Raw genomic sequence first — 753 nt, 5'->3', positions numbered from 1 at the left:
CTAGGTGTACTGACCTGAAAGGTTAGGTACGCGGGAGGCGGGAGGGCCGCTGATCGCGGTGTGGAACCGGTGGTGATTGTAGTGGTGCAACCACCCGATGAACGCCTCCCGCCTTTGGGACTCGGACCGGTAGGGGCGGGCGTAGGCCCATTCCTGGGCCAGGGTCCGGTTGAACCGTTCGACCTTGCCGTTGGTCTGGGGCCGGTAGGGGCGGGTGCGCTTGTGCTTGATCCCGGTCTTGGCCAGGGCATCAAGCCAGGCGTGGGACTTGTAGCAGGCCCCGTTGTCGGTCAGCACCCGCTCCACCGTGATGCCCACCGAGGCGAAGTAGACCTGGGCTCGCTTCCAGAACCCGGCCGCGGTCTCCTTCTTCTCATTGGCCAGGATCTCTGAGTAGGCCAGGCGGGAGTGGTCGTCCACGGCGTTGTGAAGGTAGGCGTATCCGGCCTTGGAGCGGTTCTTGCGTCCTTGGGCCCGGCCCAGTGCCTTGTGGCCGCCTCCGTCGGGGATGTTGCCGAGTTTCTTGATGTCCACGTGCACCAGCTCGCCGGGCCGGGAGCGCTCGTAGCGGCGGACGGTGCGCCCGGTGGCCCGGTCCAGATGGTTCAGGCGGGGCATGCGGTGGCGGGTCAGGATGCGGTGCACGGTCGAGGGGTACATGCCCAGGTGGCCGGCGATGCGGGCGGGTCCCCAGCGGCGGGTGTGGCGGAGTTTGATGACGCGGCGCTCGCGGCGGGTGGGGGTGCGCCGGGG

The 753-nt window shown here is 68.4% G+C and carries 1 protein-coding gene; it reads right to left on the bottom strand.

What is annotated here, in order from left to right:
* Positions 1 to 753: IS481 family transposase (locus tag DSY14_RS27960; protein ID WP_211719584.1), on the bottom strand; the 753-nt coding region annotated here is incomplete at its 5' end.

Source organism: Nocardiopsis sp. MG754419 (assembly GCF_018207095.1).
GTDB lineage: Bacteria > Actinomycetota > Actinomycetes > Streptosporangiales > Streptosporangiaceae > Nocardiopsis.
The sequence above is the reverse complement of the archived record's forward strand: the minus strand, read 5'-3'. Positions and strand labels throughout refer to the sequence as shown.